Source organism: Pseudomonas sp. Soil_N_39, from assembly GCF_057655955.1.
This window is the reverse complement of record NZ_JBDGLI010000007.1, coordinates 220,887-237,415: the sequence shown is the minus strand read 5'-3', so window position 1 is coordinate 237,415 and position 16,529 is coordinate 220,887. Positions and strand designations below refer to the sequence as shown.

Sequence of the window (16,529 nt, the reverse complement as noted above, 5' to 3'; positions counted from 1 at the left end):
AAACGCGGTTTAGCTGTTAAACCGCGGTGTGGCCATCGCGGGCAAGCCTTGCTCCCACAGATAAATCCCCTCGCCACAAGATTGGGTCGCTCTATAGTTTGTGTGTACACAAAAAAACAAGAGGCACCCCCATGTCCGACATCCTCTGGCAACCCAGCCCCGAACGCATCGCCCAGTCGCGCATGAACGCCTTTCGTCGGTTCGTCAACGCGCGGCATCACCTGCAACTGAACGACTACCCTACCCTGCACGCCTGGAGCATCGACCAGCGCGAGGCCTTCTGGCAGGCCATTGTCGATTTCTTCGAGATTCGCTTTCACCAAGCGCCCGACGCGGTACTGGTGGAGGGCGCGCAAATGCCCAGCGCTCGGTGGTTCCCTGGCGCCACGCTGAACTTCGCCGAACACCTGCTGCATCGCCGCGATGACGCCGTCGCGGTGGTGGCGCTGGCCGAAAACGGCGGCCAGGAGCAACTGACCTGGAGCGAACTCGCCGTCCACGTTGCCGGCCTGCAAAAAAACCTGCAAGCCGCCGGCGTCACCCGGGGCGACCGGGTCGCGGCGTGCATGCCCAACACCTGGCAAACACTGGTGGGTATGCTCGCCAGCACCAGCCTGGGCGCCATCTGGTCGTGCTCGTCACCGGACTTCGGCACCCAGGGCGTCATCGACCGGTTCGGCCAGATCGAGCCCAAGGTGCTGATCACCTGCGCCGGTTATCGCTATGCCGGCAAGCTCATCGACCAGCGCGCCAAGGTCAATGAAATCCTCGAACGGCTGCCGTCGCTGCAACAACTGATCGTGTTGCCTTATGCCCAACCTGACGCCCGCGTCGAAGACTTCAAGACCCCGGCCGCGGTTGCGTTGTGGAACGACTTCTATCAACCCGGTGGCGAGCCGGAATTCGTCAGCGTTCCGTTCGACCACCCGCTGTACATCCTCTACTCCAGCGGCACCACCGGGGTCCCTAAATGCATCGTCCATGGCACCGGTGGCGTGCTGCTGCAACACGTCAAGGAACATGGCCTGCACGTCGACCTCGGCCCCGAAGATCGGCTGTTCTACTACACGACCTGCGGCTGGATGATGTGGAACTGGCTAGTGTCGGCCCTCGCCGTGGGCAGCGCGGTGGTGCTCTACGATGGCTCGCCGTTCCACCCCGGTCCCGAGCGCTTGCTGGACCTGATCGATGAGCAGCGCATCAGCGTTTTCGGCACCAGCCCAAAATTCCTCGCGGCTCTGGAAAGCGAAGGCCTCAAGCCCCGGCAGACGCATCGTTTGGGCAGCCTGAAAACCCTCCTGTCCACCGGTTCGGCACTGGCGCCCCATAGCTACGACTACGTGTACCGGGACTTCAAGCCCGACGTCTGCCTGGCCTCGATGTCCGGCGGCACCGACATTGTCTCGTGCTTCGTCAACGGCAACCCACTGTCACCGGTGCGCCGGGGCGAAATGCAAGGCAAGAGCCTGGGCATGGCCGTGCAGGTCTGGAGCGAGGCCGGCAACCCGGTCATCGCTGAAAAAGGTGAGTTGGTGTGCACCCGGCATTTCCCGGCAATGCCCATTGGTTTATGGAATGACCCTCGACAGGAAAAACTGCGCGCGTCCTACTTCGCCCAGTTCCCCGGCGTCTGGGCCCAAGGTGACTACGCCGAAGAACTGCCCCACGGCGGCCTGTTGATCCATGGACGCTCCGACGCCGTGCTCAACCCGGGTGGCGTGCGCATCGGCACGGCGGAAATCTATCGGCAGGTGGAAAAGGTCGAGCAGGTGCTGGACAGCGTCGCCATCGGCCAGCAATGGCAGGGTGATGTCCGGGTGGTGCTGTTCGTGCGCCTGCGCGATGGCGTGACGCTGGATGATGCCTTGGAACAACGGATCCGCCAGGTCATCCGCGCCAACACCACACCACGGCATGTGCCGGCGAAAATCCTCGCGGTCAGTGATATTCCGCGAACCATCAGCGGCAAGGTGGTGGAGTTGGCGGTGCGCAATGTGGTGCATGGCGAGGTGGTGAAGAACACCGATGCCCTCGCCAACCCCGGGGCGCTGGAGCAGTTTCGGGATCGGCCGGAGCTTGCGAGCTGACCGTCAGGGCCTCACCTGTGCGGAGCAAAAACCTGTGGGAGCAAAGCTTGCTCGCGATGAACGGTAACGCGGTAGGTCTGAAAAACCGCGTCGCCAGCATCGCGAGCAAGCTTTGCTCCCACAGGCTTTGCTCCCACAGTTTTGCCCCCCAGGTGTTGCTCCCACAAGTGTTGTTCTCACAGAAATTTTCAATCCATAAGCCCCCACTCCCCCGCCGCCGGATCGGCCGGTGGCGCCGCAGTCCCCGACTCGCTATGCAACTTCAAACGCAACCGCAGGTTGTTCGCCGAGTCGGCGTTTTTCAGGGCTTCCTCCTCATCGATGGCGCCTTCGACCACCAGGTTGAACAGGGCCTGGTCAAAGGTTTGCATTCCCAGTTCCTCTGACTTCTCCATGATGCCCTTGAGCTCGCCAAGTTCGTTGCGCCGGATCAGGTCGGCCACCGTCGGTGAGCCCAGCATCACCTCCACCGCCGCCCGCCGCTGGCCGGCACGGGTGCGCACCAGGCGTTGGGAAACGAACGCCTTGAGGTTGTTGCCCAGGTCGTTGAGCAGCTGCGGCCGGCGCTCTTCCGGGAAGAAATTGATCACCCGGTCCAGGGCCTGGTTGGCGTTATGGGCATGCAAGGTGGAAATCACCAGGTGCCCGGTATCGGCGAACGCCAGGGCATGCTCCATGGTTTCCCGATCGCGGATCTCGCCGATCAGCACCACATCCGGCGCCTGGCGCAGGGTGTTTTTCAGGGCCGCATGAAAACTGCGGGTGTCGACACCGACCTCCCGTTGGTTGATGATGGATTTCTTGTGCCGATGGATATACTCCACCGGATCCTCGATGGTGATGATGTGGCCGCTGCTGTTGCGATTGCGGTAATCGATCAGCGCCGCCAGGGAGGTCGACTTGCCTGAGCCGGTCGCACCGACGAACAGCATCAACCCCTGTTTCTCCATGATGCTGTCCAACAGCACCCGGGGCAGTTTCAGGTCTTCGAAGCGCGGGATGTCCAGCTTGACGTTGCGGATCACCATGGACACGTCATTGCGCTGCTTGAAGACATTGACCCGGAACCGCCCGACGCCGGCCAGGGAGATCGCCAGGTTCATTTCCAATTCCCGATCGAACTCAAGCCGCTGTTCGGCGTCCATCAAAGACTCGGCGAGCCGGGCAATGTCGCCGACCTTGAAGGCTTCGTTACCCAAGGGCTTGAGCACGCCCTCGAAACGCGCGCACGGCGGCGCCCCCGTGGACATGTAAAGGTCGGAACCATTTTGGCTCGCCAGGATTCGCAATAACGGATCGATTTCCATGGACTGAAACTTCCGCGAGACATCAATGAAACAAGTTGAGCCGAACATGAAACCCTTCAGACCCACCCGCACTTACTTTCCTCAAAGGATAGTAGACCCCGTGGTACAGACACGACAGCCAGGGATCGCGTGATGAACGTGACATCCGCCGGCAGCGATACACAGCGCCTGGTCAGCCTGGTGGACTGGGCCAAGACCCCGTTGGGCGCTGCCCGAAACTGGCCCCAGAGCTTGCACACCGCCGTGGACATCGTGCTCCATTCGCCCATGCCGATGGCCTTGCTGTGGGGACCGCAACTGTCCCATCTCTACAACGACGCCTTCGGCCGACTGGCCGGGGACAAGCACCCCCAGGCGTTCGGCCAGCCGACCCATGCAGCATGGCCCGAACTCAAAGAAACGAGCGAAGGGATTTACCACCGCGTGTTGCAAGGCCAGACGCACACCTGCCGCGATCAGCACTGGCGCGTGCCTTTCGCCGGTCGCCTCTGCGATGTCTGGCTGGACCTGACCTACAGCCCGGTGCGTGACGAAAGCGGCAGCGTCGCCGGCATCCTGGTCACCGCCATCGAGACCAGCGAACGACGCCGCCTGGCCATGGAGTTCGAACGGCGCTCCGAGGCCAGCCTCAAGGCCCAGCACGAAAGTGAAGAGCGCCTGCAACTGGCCTTGGCCGCCGCCGACGCGTTGGGTACCTGGGATTGGGACATCAGCGAAGACCGCTTCATTGCCGACGCACATTTCGCCTTGTTGCATGGCGTCGATCCGAACCTGTCGCGCCAGTTGCCCATCAGCGCCTACCTCGAAGGTGTGCATCCCGAGGACCGGGCGATGGTTGCCCGCAGCATCAAGCACTGCATCACCCACGGCACCGAATACGCCGAGGAGTACCGGCTGCTGCAACCCGACAATGAGTTGCGCTGGGTATACGTGCGTGGCCGTTGCTACAAGGACCGCCACGGCCGGCCCAAGCGCTTTCTTGGCGCGGCCCTGGACCTGACCGAACGCAAGCGCACCGAGCAAGCCCTGCGCCAGAGCCAGACCGAGCTGCAGTTGATCATCAATGCCATGCCGATCCTCATCAGCTATGTGGACCGTGAAGAGCGCTTCCGGCTGAACAACAGCGCCTACCTGAACTGGTATGGCCTGACCCCGCAGGAGCTCTATGGCAAGACCGTCCGCGAAGTGCTCGGCGAAGAGGCCTATGCCGCCCGCGCCCAACAGATCGCCGACGCCCTGGCCGGCAAGCCGTGCAGCTTCACCGTGCAGATGGACCATCGCGACGGTCGCCCGCGCCATTCACTGATCAACTACCTGCCCCGCCACGGCGCGGACGGTGCGGTGAACGGTTTCTACATCTTCGTGATCGACGAGACCGAGAGCCGGAAAACCGAGGAAGCCCTGCGCAACCTCAACGAAACACTGGAGGAACGGGTCATCGCCCGGACCCAGCAATTGGCCGAAGCCAACCAGCGCCTGCAAAGCGAGATGTTCGAACGCGAGCGCGCCGAAGAAGCCCTGCGCCATGCGCAGAAAATGGAGGCCGTGGGCCAACTCACCGGCGGCATTGCCCATGACTTCAACAACATGCTCACCGGCATCCTCGGCAGCCTCGACCTGATGCAACGCTACATCGCCGCCGGGCGCACCGCCGAGATCGGTCGCTTCACCGAGGCGGCAGTGGCCTCGGCCAACCGCGCCGCGTCCCTGACCCATCGACTGCTGGCGTTTTCCCGCCGTCAGTCCCTGGACCGCAAGCCGCTGGACGCCAACGAGCTGGTGTGCTCGCTCGAAGACCTGCTGAGCCGGACCACCGGCGATCACATCGTGCTGCGCCTGCAACTGACCCACGAGCTGTGGCCAGTCAGCACCGATGCCAGCCAGTTGGAAAACGCCCTGCTCAACCTGGTGATCAACGCCCGGGATGCGATGCCCGACGGCGGCGAGTTGGTCGTCGAAACCGCCAACGTCTACCTAGACGGCACGGACATCAACACCCTGGAACCGGTCAAGGCCGGCGACTACGTGATGATCGCCGTCAGCGACAACGGCAGCGGCATGACCCCCGCCGTGCTGGCCAAGGCCTTCGACCCGTTCTTCACCACCAAGCCCATCGGCCAGGGCACCGGTCTGGGGTTGTCGATGATCTACGGGTTTGCCCAACAGTCGGGTGGGCACCTCAACCTGGACAGCGTGCCGGGCCAGGGCACGCGGGTGCAGTTATACCTGCCGCGCCTGCACGTTTCGCCGGCTCAACAACCCGTCACGCCGGAGACGCTCGACGTACCGCCGGCCATCGCCGGGGAAACCGTATTGCTGGTGGAAGATGAACCCGCCGTGCGCATGCTGGTGCTCGACCTGTTGAAGACCTTGGGCTACACCGCCCTTGAGGCCCAGGACGCCGTGACGGCCCTGCCCATGCTGGAATCGGACCAGCGCATCGACCTATTGGTGACCGACGTCGGGCTACCGGGCATGAATGGCCGGCAACTGGCGGAAATCGCCCGTCAGCACCGGCCGGGGCTGAAAGTGCTGTTCATGACCGGTTACGCGCAGAAAGCCGCCGAACGCCAGGGGTTCCTCGACCAGGGCATGGACATGGTCGCCAAACCCTTCACCCTTGATCTGCTGGCCAACAAGATTCGGACGATGATCAACCATGGCAGCTGACTTGAGGCATAATCGCCGCCCCGTCGCACCGTTCAGGTCATCGCTGCAATGAAAGCCCAAGCCCGCCATATCCTGGTGAAAACCGCCGAAGAAGCCGAACAGCTCAAGCAACGCATCACCAAGGGCGAAGCCTTCGATGTGCTGGCCAAGAAATACTCCACCTGCCCCTCAGGCAAACGCGGCGGCGACCTGGGCGAAGTGCGGCCGGGGCAGATGGTCGGTGCGATCGACGCGGTGATCTTCAAGAAGCCCTTGCGGGTGGTGCATGGGCCGATCAAGAGCAAGTTCGGCTATCACTTGGTGCAGGTGTTCTACCGCGACTAACGATCGCCCAATCTCCCTGTGAATTCCTCTGTGGGAGCGAGCTTGCTCGCGATAGCGCCGGATCAGCCAGTATCCATGTCGACTGACCCACTGCTATCGCGAGCAAGCTCGCTCCCACAGGTTCTGTATCTCCTCTATCTAGGCATCAACGCCCCCGGCACCTGGATCACCCGGCTCGCCAATCGATGCCCCGCCTCGGCCGCCTCCACCGGGCCACCGCCCAGCAAGCGGCTCGCCAGGTAAGCGGCGCTGAAGGAATCTCCCGCCGCCGTGGTGTCGACAACACGCTCGACCCGCAGGGCAGGCACCTCATAGGACTTGCCGTCGCAACGAATCAGGCAGGCCTCGGCGCCGCGCTTGAGCACCACCTCGGGCGTGCCGAGTTGTGCATAGGCGGCGAACACCGCCTCGCTGTCGGCATGACCGAACAAGGCCTGCTCGTCCTCCACGGTCAACAGCGCCAGCTCCACGAAAGGCAGTACGCTGCGATACGCCGCCCGCGCCGCTTCGACCGAGGCCCAGAGCCTTGGCCGGTAGTTATTGTCGAACACCACCTGAGCCCCGCGCCGCCGCGCTTCGATCAGGGTTTCGATGAGTTTGCCACGCCCCTGCTCACCGAGCACCGCCAGGGTAACGCCGCTGAAATACAGCACATCGTAATCAGGCAATGCGGCCAGGATGGGCGCGGCGGCCGGGGTGGTAAAACAATCGCGCACCGCCGCCTCGTTGCGCCAGTAGAGGAATCGCCGCTCGCCCGCCGCATCGGTCTGGATGCAATACAGACCCGGCAGGCGTCCAGGCAAACGCTGGACCCGTTGCAGCCCGATGTTTTCTTCGGCCCAGCGCTCACACATGGCATCGCTGAAACTGTCGTCGCCCAGGGCGGTGACGTAATCCACCGCGCCGCTGTCGCCCAAGGCGCGGGACAGGTACACCGCGGTGTTCAGGGTGTCGCCGCCGAAGCTTTGCAGCAGGCTGCCGTCGGCGCGTTGTTGCAGTTCGATCATGCATTCGCCGATCAGGGCGATGCGGGGTTTGGGGTGGTTCATGGATGATCCTGGTGGTTCGATGGTGTCTGGCAGGCCGCCATCGCGAGCAAGCTCGCTCCCACATTTGGGCCGTTGTGAACACACAATCCGTGCCTGCCAAACATCCCTTGTGGGAGCGAGCTTGCTCGCGATAGCCGCAACTCGGTCTGAAGGCTAGAAACAAGTCTCCATGCTCTCCACCACCCGCAACTGCTCATCCACCAGACACCCCACCCGCCACTTGTCGAACGTCAGGCACGGATGAGAAGTCCCAAACGAAATAATGTCGCCCACACGCAGCTCAACCCCCGCTGCCACACTCATGAACGCATGCTGGTCCATCACCGCCGTCACCTTGCAACCGCTGACGTCGTCACCCGCCACCGCGTCCGACCCGGGCGTGTAGCGCTTGAGCGGCACCGGCAGTCCGGCGTCGTAGGCCACGTCGCGCTTGCCCAGGGCGATCACCGCGAAGCCCGGCTCCGGCAGCGATTGCACGTGGGCCCAGACTTCCAGGGCCGGGCGCAGGCCTTCGTGCAGGTCGCTGCGGCGTTCCAGTACGCAGCACTGGGCCTCTTTGTAGATGCCATGGTCATGGGCCACGTAACTGCCGGGACGCAGCACGCTGAGGAAACGCCCGTGGGCATTCTGGGCTTCGAAGGATTCGGCGATCAGGTCGTACCAGGCCGACCCCGAGGCGGTGATGATCGGCTTGTCGATGGCAAAGGCATCGGTGTCCTGCAACTGCACCGCCTGCCGGACCAACGATGCCGCGAATGCGCGGATGCCGCTGATGGCGTGGTCGCCGTGGATCACCCCTTCGTAGCCTTCGATACCGGTCAACGCCAGCGCCGGTTGACTGCGAATCGCCTCGGCCAGGGCCAACACCTCGGCCTCGGTCCGGCAGCCACACCGACCACCGACGACGCCGTACTCGATCATCACATTGAGCCGCACGCCGCGAGAAGCGAAGTAGGCACCCAGGTCGGCGACGTTGTCCGGATGATCGACCATGCAATGGAATTCGAACGTTGGGTCGGCCAGCAGATCGGCGATCAGCGCCATATTCGGCGTGCCCACCAATTGGTTGGCCATCAACACCCGGCGCACGCCATGGGCGTAGGCGGCACGGGTTTGCACGGCGGTGGCGAGGGTCAGGCCCCAGGCACCAGCCTCCAGCTGTCGGCGAAACAGCGCGGGGGTCATGCTGGTCTTGCCGTGGGGCGCCAGTTCGGCACCGCTGCGGGTGACGAAATCTTGCATCCAGCGGATGTTGTGCTCCAGGGCCGCGCGGTGCAGCACCAGCGCCGGCAGGCTGACGTCCCGTAGCAAGTGGGCGCCGACGGTGGCGGCGCCTTTTTCGACGCAGGCATTAAGGATGGCAGATGACATGTTCGAACTCCTCGCGCACGGCCACTAGTGCCGCAGCTGTCTATTCATTGATACGACGAGCCAGGTTGTTGGCGCTTTCGATCAGCACCCGGCGGTAGTCGGCGTAATTGTTCTTGGCGTCGGCCCGTGGGGCGACGATGCACAGAGTGGCGATGGCCACGCCGCCGGGGTCTTTGACCGGTGCGGCGAAGCAGTGGGTGAAGGTGTCGGCGACGCTGTCGAAAGAGAAAAAACCATCGATGCCGGCCTGGCGGATTTCCTTGAGAAATTGCTCCACGGGCAGGCGCTCGCCATCCGGCAAAATGAAGTCGTCGGGGTCGATCAGGTCGACAATCTGTTGGTCACTCAGATGCGCCAGCAGCAGGCGCCCGGACGCCGTCCACGGGATCGGCGCGTTTTCACCGATGTCCGATGAAATGCGGAAATGCCGCTCACCTTCCTTCATCAGCGCGACGGTGTATTTGCGCCCGTTGAGCAGGCACATCTGCGCCGTTTCCCGGGTCTGACTCACGATCTCCTGCAAGGCCTGGTCAGCCTCGCGGCTCAGGTCGAAATGCCGCAGGTGCGCCTGCCCGAGAAAATACAACTGGCGGCCCAGATAGACGTGACCGTCCTTGCCCACCGGCTCGAGGATGCGTCGTTCCAGCAGCGACGCCACCAATTCATAGACCGTGGACTTGGGGCTGCCGATGCCGCTGGCAATATCGTTCGGGCGCAGCGGCTGGCCGATTTCCTTGAGGAAATCGAGGATATCGAACGCCCGATCCAGTCCTCGGGCCCGGCGTTTGATGGTGTCTTCGGTCATGTTTTCGGTTCCCATTCAATTGGCCGGGAGTTTAACCAGACTGCTGCGCCGCCTGATAGATCGCTATCGCGGGCAAGCCATGCTCCCACAGCAGGATGCGTTCCCTTGTGGGAGCAAGGCTTGCCCGCGATGAGCCCCCCGTGGTTCAGGTCTTTTTCTTGTAGGCGATGCAATCGATCTCGACCTTGCAATCGACCATCATGCTGGCCTGCACGCAGGCCCTGGCCGGGGCATGTTCCGGGCTGAAGTATTCGCCGAACACCTTGTTGAAACTCCAGAAATCCCGTGGGTCTTCCAACCACACGCCGCAGCGCACCACATCTTCCAGGCCGTACCCGGCCTCTTCGAGAATGGCCACCAGGTTCTTCATGGTCTGGTGGGTCTGCTCGACGATTCCGCCGACAATGATCTCGCCGTTCACCGCCGGTACCTGGCCGGACACGTGCAGCCAGCCATCGGCCTCCACGGCGCGGGCAAATGGCCGTGGCTGGCCGCCGCCTGCGGTGCTGCCGGTGCCGTAGCGCGTAATGCTCATGGGTATCTCCTTGTTGAGTGAAGGTTAAAAACGGGTGTTCTTGAGAAATTCCGCCAGACGCGGTGATTGCGGCCGCTCGAACAGTTCTTTGGGTGGCCCTTGCTCTTCGATGCGGCCCTGGTTCATGAACACGATTTTGTCGGAGACCTCGAAGGCGAAGCGCATTTCGTGGGTCACCAGCAGCATGGTCATGCCGTCTTCGGCCAGGCCCTTGATCACGTTCAGCACCTCGCCGACCAATTCCGGGTCCAGGGCCGAGGTGACTTCGTCGAACAGCATCAGGCTGGGGTTCATGGCAATCGCCCGGGCAATCGCCACGCGCTGCTGCTGGCCGCCGGACAACTGGCCGGGAAAGTGATCGCGTCGCTCCAACAGGCCCACCCGCTCCAGCCATTTCTCGGCCAGGGCCACCGCCTCGTCCTTGGGCAGCTTTTTCACTTTGAGCAGGCCCAGGGTGACGTTCTGCAATGCGGTCAAATGCGGGAACAGGTTGAATTGCTGGAAGGCCATGCCGGTCATGGCCCGGTGCCGGGCGATGACCTTCTCGGGGTGGCGCACACGCTTGCCGTCGATGTCGTCGTAGCCGATGGACTCACCATCGAGGACGATCCGCCCACCCTGGAATTCTTCGAGCATGTTGACGCAACGCAGCAGCGTGGTCTTGCCCGAACCGCTGGAGCCGATCAGCGTGACCACGTTGCCGCGCTGCATGCTCAGGTCCACGCCCTTGAGCACTTCCAATGGGCCGTATTGTTTGCGCAGGCCGCGAATGTCCAGCAGCGGCTGGGTGTTGGAGGGCTCTGTGTTGGAGAGCTCTGTGTTGGAGAGGTTCGTATTGGGGAGATTCGAAACGTCAGTCATGGCAACGCCACCCGCTTTTCAATGTGCCGCCCGAGCAACTCGATGGCGTAATTGATGATGAAAAAGAGAAAACCGGCGAACAGGTAAAACTCCAGGGTCATGAAGGTCCGCGCAATGATCTGCTGGGTGCTGAGCAGCAGTTCCGCGACGCCTATCACCGACAACAGGGTCGAGGCCTTGACGATCTCGGTGGAGGAATTGACCCAGGTCGGCAGGATCTGCCGCAACGCCTGGGGCAACAGCACATAGCCCAGCGACTGGTAGAACGTCAGGCCTATGGCCTGGCTCGCCTCCATCTGTCCACGGGGCAATGCCTGCAAGGCCCCGCGCACGATCTCGGCCACGTGGGAGCCGCAGAACAGCGTCAGGCCCAGCACGCCGGCCTGGAACGCACCGATCTGCCAGCCCAGGGCCGGGGCCATGTAGAAGCAGGCCAGCACCAGCACAAACACCGGCGTGCCGCGGATCAGGTCGACGTAGAAGCGAAACGGCGCGCGCATCCAGGTCCGACCATAGGTCAGCACCAGGCCGGCGACCAAGCCAATCAGCGTGCCCAACACGATCGCCAACAACGAACACTGCACACTGGTCAGGAAGCCAGCCCACAGGGTATCCCGGGCGACCCATAACTCATGCAACCAACTGGGTGATTCGTACATGGCAGACTCCTAACGGCGGATCGCCAGGCGCTGCTCGAAATACCGCAGCACCATGGCAATGAGGTAACAGGCCGCGACATACAGGGCCGTGGTCACCAGCCAGGTTTCGATCACCCGGTAGCTCTCCACGTTGATCTTGCGGGCGTAATAGGTCAGCTCCGGCACGGCAATCGCCGCCGCCAGGGAGGTGTCCTTGAACAGCGAGATGAAGTTGTTCGACAAGGCCGGCAACACGTTGCGCAGCATCACCGGCACGGTGACGTAGGCCTTCACCTGCCACTCGCCCAGGCCGATGGCCAGCCCCGCTTCCCGCTGCCCCTTGTGAATGCTCAACAACCCACCGCGAAACACCTCGGTCAGGTAGGCCCCGGCATACAGCGAGAGGGTGATGACGAACGACGGCAACTTGTCCAGGCGGATGCCCAGGCCCGGCAAGGCGAAGTAGATCAACAGGATCAGCACCAGAATCGGCGTATTGCGGATCACCGTGACATACACCGACGCCAGTACCCGCAGGACCCGATGTTTGCTGAGCAGCGCGAACGCCATCGCCAGGCCGATCACGCAACCGATGGCGATCGACACCAGCGCCAGGGAAAGCCCCAGCCCCAGCCCCGCCAGCAGGGTGTCGAAATCGCGCCAGACGGCGGCAAAGTTCAACTGATAATTCATGGTCGGCAGTACCTTCGACGGAGCGCCCGCAAGAGGCGCCCCGGGCTCACAGGGTCATTTGAATTCAACGGGGAAACCGATCGCCGGCGACGGCAGCTCGACGCCGAACCACTGCTTGAAGGACGCCGCGTAGGTGGGGAATTCCACGCCGGTCATGGCTTCATGCAAGGTGGTGTTGACGAAGTTCAGCCAGTCCTGGTCGCCGCGCTTGACCGCACAGGCGTAGGTTTGCGGGCTCCACGCGTAGGCCGGGCTGCGGTAGCGCCCAGGGTTCTGCACCATCAGGTATTTGACCGAGGACTGGTCGGTGGCGGCGGCATCGGCACGGCCGGAGTTCACCGCCTGGTACATCAGGTCGACGCTGTCGTACTGGTCGACCTTGGCCTTGGGCAACGCCTGGTGCACCAATTCTTCGGCGTAGACGTTCTGCAGCACCGCCACGGTGACGTCATCGCCCGCCGCCTTGAGGTCTTCGATTTCCTTGTACTTGCTGTTGGCCGGCAGCAGCAGGCCCACGCCTTCGCGGTAGTACGGCAGGGTGAACGCCACTTGCTGGGCGCGACTGGCGGTGACGGTGATGAATTGGCAGCTCATGTCGACCTTGTCGGTCAACAGGTTGGGAATCCGTGCATCGGACGACTGCACCACGAACTCGACTTTCTCCGGGTCATTGAACAGGCCCTTGGCGACCATACGCGCGATATCGATATCGAAGCCCTGCAACTTGCCATCCGCTCCCTGGAAGTGCCACGGCGCATTGGTACTGCCCGTGCCCACGATCAATTTCCCCCGTTGCAGCACGCTGTCCAGCTTGCTGTCGGCCGCCTGAGCGACCCCCATGGCAGCCGTCGTGGCCGCAAAGAGAAAAACACACGCTTTGAACAAGGAAGGTCGGCGTTGCATGGCAAGCACTCCAGAGTGAGTTTATTCCGCTATACCGGAATATGGTATGTAACAACGGAATAGACAGCAGAAAGTGTGCCACAGGCTTGAGGGCCATGGGTGAGGAAAATGGAAAGTGAGGGAAATCAGGGGGATGGGGAAAACAGACCTGCGGACGGCGGCGTCCGTGTGCAAATGCTGTTGCTACCGTTGGCCACGACGCACGGGTAACAAGGCCCCAAACCGGGTACTCGGCGCACCGAAACGGAGCCACTTAGGAATGGTAAATGGATACCTTGTGGGAGCGAGCTTGCTCGCGATGGCGGTGAATCAGTCAGCGATGAAGCCGACCGACCTGTCGCTATCGCGAGCAAGCTCGCTCCCACAATTGTTCGGTGGTGTGCCTGGCCTACTTGCGCTTGTAGCTCTTGCTGCCGCCAGGCGTGAGGCAATAGACCCCACCCCTGGGGCCGACGCAATAATTGCCACTGCCGCATTGGCAACCGTCGGCGGACTTGAGCAACGACTGCGGCCGGGCCTCGTTCCGAAGCCCCAGCACAGCGGAACAGGACTTTTTCGAAGCACTGATGGAGCCGTCATTGCACAGGAAGGTATCCCCGTCACACCCGGCAATCCCGCCCTTGCGCCCGGAACACGGTTGATTGGCGGCAAGGGCTGAAGTGCCCAGGGTCAACAACAGGATCGCGACACAGGCGCGAAGTAAGGTGGACGGTCCGTGACAGTGCTTCATGGCAGCTTCCAGGCTGATAGATGGCCCTATGCTAGCACCGCATCAGCCACCGCGCCTAACGCCCGCAAAACCTCACCCGGGACAACATCCGCAGATCCCCCTCGCGGTAATAGTCATCGCTCCAACTGTCATCCACCGCCAGCGGCTTGACCTGCTTGAGGGCGAGTTTTTTCGCGAAGTAGCGAAAGCGGTAATGCTCATAGAAACGCAGCAGTTCCAACCCGTAGCGGTCGGCCAGGTCGGTGTCGCCCTGGATGATCAGGTAGTTCTCGTCGTTGCCGCTGCTGGCCGCGGCGCTCAGGTTATGGCTGCCGCTGAGGATGGTCGGCGTGTCGCTGGTGAAGTCGGTGACGATGGCTTTGGTGTGCACCAGCAGGTTGCCCTTCTGGCCTTTCATGTTTTCCCGTAGCCAGCCTTCCAGGCCGGTGTTGAGCAATGCGGTGGCGGCGAATTCAGCGGTGCGGTCGGCGTGAAAGCCGGTGATGCGGCTCTTGGTGTTTTGCAGGCCGTAGCGCAACACGTCGTCATTGGGTGCGCCGAGCAAGGCGTCGAGAATGCGCTCGGGCAACACAAAAGCGGTGACGAACAACAGGTCCTTGCGCGCCCCCTTGATGATGTCGACGAAGCGGTCCAGGTCGCCCTCCCCGGTGCGCGGCGAGAATCCGGCGAATAACGCCTCTTGCGGCGCCATGGCATTGTTCAGCGTCAGCCACTGGCGAGTGGCATCGACGTCTCGGGGCGTTGCCCAGATTTGCTCGAATACCTGAAGATAGCAGTGGCTAACCCGAGGGTCGTCCAACACATGCACGACGTTGGCCTGGCGGTAGATACCGTTGGCGGTGAAGTTGGTGCTGCCGCACAGCACGGCTTCAGGTTGCAATGAGCCGCCGGCCTCCACCTTGCTCAGCACAATGAATTTGTTGTGGAAAATGTTGTGGGTGACCCGTCCACGTTTGTTGGCCGCCGGCATGTGCTCGAGACTGGCCTCGTTGCGCGCCGTGGTGTCGTCTCCCGGCTCGGCGTGATACAGCACCCGCACCTGGGCGCCACGAGCGTGAGCAGCAGTCACTGCGTCGACGATCACCGGCAGCTCGTATTCATAGATGGCGACGTCCAAGGCCCAGCTGGCATCCAGCGCCCGGTCGATGAAACCGGTCAAGCGACCCAGCAAGCCGTTTTCCAACCAGCGACGCGGTGCGTCGGGCCAGTCATCGATGGACAGGTGCTTGTTGGCATCGATCAGCGCGTCCACTTCGGGAAACTTGCGCTGGAACGCCTGGCTGGCGGCTACGGCACGGTTGAAGATAACGCCCTGGTTGGCCGGCTGGCCGTCGTCGCTGGTGACGGTGACGGCCAGTGACTCGCCCAACTGCGGTGCATCGGAGCTGCCATAGGCCAGGTGCACGCGGTAGTGGATCGTCACGCCGGGGTTGACGGCGTAGTCGGCCCAGCGAAATTTCTGCAAGGGCGCCTTGTCGCTGGGGGTGGCGTGGAACTGGGGAAAGGTGTGGGCCTTGTCGGGGAAGGTCAGGCTGTTGAACAAGAACAACCAGGGCTTGTCGCCCTGCTGCTTCTCGATGGCAAAGCCCAGCAAGCCCTTGCGCCGGGATTCAGCCAGGTCCATGGCGAGCAGCACGCCATTGGTGCCGGCATAGGCCTTGACCCGAAAATCGTCCTGGGCGTTGGTGACGAGTACGCGCATGGTTCACTCCTGTGAGGGGGCTGCCTGAGCATAGTGCAGTGATGCGGGTCAAATGGGCAGTTCATTGGAATCGAGGGGATACCATCGCGAGCAAGCTCGCTCCCACAGGGGGCCGGGTGTCCATCGGTTATGTATTCACAACGAAACCCATGTGGGAGCGAGCTTGCTCGCGATAGGGCCCTGACAGTCCCAGCACCTTTCAATCAGCCTCATCGATATGCCGATACTCAGCCCCCAACCGCCCCGCCAACTGCCGGGCCCGGCCCAGGCGAATCGGGCCTCTTTCGATGTCGATCAACAGGCATGGGCAATCGAGAAGCAACGGTGAAAGCCCCTGCTTGACGCGTCCGTCGGTCATCACCAAGACCCGTTGCTGCTCCGCCGGGTAGCGCTTGCGCCGCGCCACCAGCCAGCGCCCGGCCTCGTTCAGCGCCGCCAGCAACGGCGTTCCGCCACCGGCGCCCAAGCCATCAAGCCAGTCGCGCAGACCGGCCGAGGCCTTGAGCCCTTGTACCTGCCAGTTCGGCTGCATGCCGCTGGCCGTCAACAGCGCCAGGCGGGCGCGCTGTCGGTAGGCGTCGTCGAACAGTTGCGCCAACAGGCCTTTGCCGTCACTCAAGGCGCGATGACGACGGGTCGAGGCCGACGCATCGACGATGACCAGCCACAGCTCATGGGGCGAGCGATGGCGAGCGTGCCAGCGCACGTCTTCATGGCGGCGTGGCCGGCCATTGAGCAACGTCCCCGGCCAGTTCACCGCACCGCTGGCCGCCGCTTTGCTCCGGCCCTGGCGGCCCTGGTCGAGTCGCCCGGCACGGGGTCTGGCATTCGCCCCCGCTGGCGAGCGGGGGCGA

The 16,529-nt window shown here is 62.8% G+C and carries 15 protein-coding genes; 3 read left to right on the top strand and 12 right to left on the bottom strand.

Translation table 11 applies throughout. From position 1 onward, the window contains the following. The first annotated feature begins 131 nt into the window (after positions 1-131). Entirely contained in the window at positions 132-2,087 is a 1,956-nt protein-coding gene (locus tag AC3A5O_RS13280; RefSeq protein WP_487753271.1) for an acetoacetate--CoA ligase, read from the top strand. A gap of 188 nt (positions 2,088-2,275) precedes the next feature. Here the strand turns inward: AC3A5O_RS13280 and AC3A5O_RS13275 are convergent, their stop codons facing one another. Beyond that, complete coding sequence (locus tag AC3A5O_RS13275; protein WP_122568414.1) at positions 2,276-3,394, bottom strand: PilT/PilU family type 4a pilus ATPase; 1,119 nt, start codon at positions 3,392-3,394, stop codon at positions 2,276-2,278. Between the two features lie 132 nt (positions 3,395-3,526). Between AC3A5O_RS13275 and AC3A5O_RS13270 the strand changes: the two genes are divergently transcribed. Next, the gene (locus tag AC3A5O_RS13270; protein ID WP_305470510.1) at positions 3,527-6,064 is read left to right on the top strand and encodes a hybrid sensor histidine kinase/response regulator; all 2,538 of its coding nucleotides are present in this window, start codon (positions 3,527-3,529) and stop codon (positions 6,062-6,064) included. Positions 6,065-6,112: 48 nt separating this feature from the next. Continuing rightward, on the top strand, positions 6,113-6,388 hold the full coding sequence (locus tag AC3A5O_RS13265) for a peptidylprolyl isomerase (RefSeq protein WP_305470509.1): 276 nt from the start codon (positions 6,113-6,115) through the stop codon (positions 6,386-6,388). 134 nt (positions 6,389-6,522) lie between these two features. On the opposite strand, the gene AC3A5O_RS13260 is transcribed toward AC3A5O_RS13265, so the two are convergent. The 11 genes from AC3A5O_RS13260 to AC3A5O_RS13210 form a co-directional block, all read right to left on the bottom strand. Next, a complete protein-coding gene (locus AC3A5O_RS13260; RefSeq protein WP_305470508.1) occupies positions 6,523-7,437 on the bottom strand; it encodes a sugar kinase in 915 nt (304 codons plus the stop codon). Between the two features lie 153 nt (positions 7,438-7,590). Then, positions 7,591-8,808: an amino acid deaminase gene (locus AC3A5O_RS13255; RefSeq protein WP_487753270.1), complete on the bottom strand. Its 1,218-nt coding sequence runs from the start codon at positions 8,806-8,808 to the stop codon at positions 7,591-7,593. Between the two features lie 40 nt (positions 8,809-8,848). Then, entirely contained in the window at positions 8,849-9,613 is a 765-nt protein-coding gene (locus AC3A5O_RS13250) for an IclR family transcriptional regulator (protein ID WP_122568413.1), read from the bottom strand. 145 nt (positions 9,614-9,758) lie between these two features. After that, positions 9,759-10,148, bottom strand: coding sequence for a RidA family protein (locus AC3A5O_RS13245; protein ID WP_122568209.1), 390 nt, complete (start codon positions 10,146-10,148; stop codon positions 9,759-9,761). A 24-nt stretch (positions 10,149-10,172) separates the two neighbouring features. Then, a complete protein-coding gene (locus AC3A5O_RS13240) occupies positions 10,173-11,009 on the bottom strand; it encodes an amino acid ABC transporter ATP-binding protein (protein WP_305470505.1) in 837 nt (278 codons plus the stop codon). Continuing rightward, positions 11,006-11,668 carry an amino acid ABC transporter permease gene (locus tag AC3A5O_RS13235; protein WP_028236639.1) on the bottom strand — a complete coding sequence of 221 codons (663 nt, stop codon included), beginning with the start codon at positions 11,666-11,668 and terminating at the stop codon, positions 11,006-11,008. The genes AC3A5O_RS13240 and AC3A5O_RS13235 overlap by 4 nt, the downstream gene beginning before the upstream one ends. 9 nt (positions 11,669-11,677) lie before the next feature. Beyond that, complete coding sequence (locus tag AC3A5O_RS13230; protein WP_122568207.1) at positions 11,678-12,340, bottom strand: amino acid ABC transporter permease; 663 nt, start codon at positions 12,338-12,340, stop codon at positions 11,678-11,680. 54 nt (positions 12,341-12,394) lie between these two features. Further along, positions 12,395-13,243 carry a transporter substrate-binding protein gene (locus AC3A5O_RS13225; protein WP_060738109.1) on the bottom strand — a complete coding sequence of 283 codons (849 nt, stop codon included), beginning with the start codon at positions 13,241-13,243 and terminating at the stop codon, positions 12,395-12,397. A gap of 388 nt (positions 13,244-13,631) precedes the next feature. Next, positions 13,632-13,973, bottom strand: a complete 342-nt coding sequence (locus tag AC3A5O_RS13220) for a YdcA family protein (RefSeq protein WP_305470504.1) — start codon at positions 13,971-13,973, stop codon at positions 13,632-13,634. Between the two features lie 55 nt (positions 13,974-14,028). After that, positions 14,029-15,675, bottom strand: coding sequence for a phospholipase D-like domain-containing protein (locus AC3A5O_RS13215; RefSeq protein WP_305470503.1), 1,647 nt, complete (start codon positions 15,673-15,675; stop codon positions 14,029-14,031). A gap of 199 nt (positions 15,676-15,874) precedes the next feature. After that, positions 15,875-16,432, bottom strand: coding sequence for a vWA domain-containing protein (locus AC3A5O_RS13210; protein ID WP_487753269.1), 558 nt, complete (start codon positions 16,430-16,432; stop codon positions 15,875-15,877). Positions 16,433-16,529: the final 97 nt, after the last annotated feature.

Excerpts from the sequence above, each read along its gene's own strand:
- AC3A5O_RS13240 (WP_305470505.1), bottom strand. The coding sequence starts at position 11,009 with ATGACTGACGTTTCGAATCTCCCCAATACGAACCTCTCCAACACAGAG.
- AC3A5O_RS13255 (WP_487753270.1), bottom strand. The coding sequence starts at position 8,808 with ATGTCATCTGCCATCCTTAATGCCTGCGTCGAAAAAGGCGCCGCCACC.
- AC3A5O_RS13280 (WP_487753271.1), top strand. The coding sequence starts at position 132 with ATGTCCGACATCCTCTGGCAACCCAGCCCCGAACGCATCGCCCAGTCG.
- AC3A5O_RS13275 (WP_122568414.1), bottom strand. The coding sequence starts at position 3,394 with ATGGAAATCGATCCGTTATTGCGAATCCTGGCGAGCCAAAATGGTTCC.
- AC3A5O_RS13225 (WP_060738109.1), bottom strand. The coding sequence starts at position 13,243 with ATGCAACGCCGACCTTCCTTGTTCAAAGCGTGTGTTTTTCTCTTTGCG.
- AC3A5O_RS13220 (WP_305470504.1), bottom strand. The coding sequence starts at position 13,973 with ATGAAGCACTGTCACGGACCGTCCACCTTACTTCGCGCCTGTGTCGCG.
- AC3A5O_RS13250 (WP_122568413.1), bottom strand. The coding sequence starts at position 9,613 with ATGACCGAAGACACCATCAAACGCCGGGCCCGAGGACTGGATCGGGCG.
- AC3A5O_RS13265 (WP_305470509.1), top strand. The coding sequence starts at position 6,113 with ATGAAAGCCCAAGCCCGCCATATCCTGGTGAAAACCGCCGAAGAAGCC.
- AC3A5O_RS13215 (WP_305470503.1), bottom strand. The coding sequence starts at position 15,675 with ATGCGCGTACTCGTCACCAACGCCCAGGACGATTTTCGGGTCAAGGCC.
- AC3A5O_RS13235 (WP_028236639.1), bottom strand. The coding sequence starts at position 11,668 with ATGTACGAATCACCCAGTTGGTTGCATGAGTTATGGGTCGCCCGGGAT.
- AC3A5O_RS13270 (WP_305470510.1), top strand. The coding sequence starts at position 3,527 with ATGAACGTGACATCCGCCGGCAGCGATACACAGCGCCTGGTCAGCCTG.
- AC3A5O_RS13245 (WP_122568209.1), bottom strand. The coding sequence starts at position 10,148 with ATGAGCATTACGCGCTACGGCACCGGCAGCACCGCAGGCGGCGGCCAG.
- AC3A5O_RS13260 (WP_305470508.1), bottom strand. The coding sequence starts at position 7,437 with ATGAACCACCCCAAACCCCGCATCGCCCTGATCGGCGAATGCATGATC.
- AC3A5O_RS13230 (WP_122568207.1), bottom strand. The coding sequence starts at position 12,340 with ATGAATTATCAGTTGAACTTTGCCGCCGTCTGGCGCGATTTCGACACC.